This window comes from Acetomicrobium sp. S15 = DSM 107314 (genome assembly GCF_016125955.1).
Classification (GTDB): domain Bacteria; phylum Synergistota; class Synergistia; order Synergistales; family Thermosynergistaceae; genus Thermosynergistes; species Thermosynergistes pyruvativorans.
This window is the reverse complement of the sequence record NZ_JADEVE010000096.1, coordinates 1-351: the sequence shown is the minus strand read 5'-3', so window position 1 is coordinate 351 and position 351 is coordinate 1. Positions and strand designations below refer to the sequence as shown.

General features: G+C 35.0%; 1 protein-coding gene. It reads right to left on the bottom strand.

Translation table 11 applies throughout. The features are described from left to right. On the bottom strand, positions 1-351 hold a 351-nt coding region (locus EZM41_RS02810; RefSeq protein ID WP_198469292.1), incomplete at both ends, for a hypothetical protein.

Sequence of the window (351 nt, the reverse complement as noted above, 5' to 3'; positions counted from 1 at the left end):
TCCTGAATCAATCAACACTATTACCTTTTTCTTCTTGATTTGTCCTTCTATCTTGATGGTTTGAGGAGTGGTAATTCCTGCCAATGCATTACAAGATATGGTCAGATTCATTTCTTCTTTATCTAGGCTTTGTTTCTGGAGTATATCCTCTTCTTTTGACCTTTCTTGCTCCTTTTCTTCTTCCTCTTCACAATCTATGTAGAATAATTTCTTCTCAGCACACTTATGACCTTTAGTGTATTTGCTATCACAACTGTAACAAAACCCTTTTGCTTTTTTTTCTTCTAATTGTTGTGGTGTCAACCTTATAGGTTGTGGAAGATTAGGGACAACAACACTTCCATCTTTATA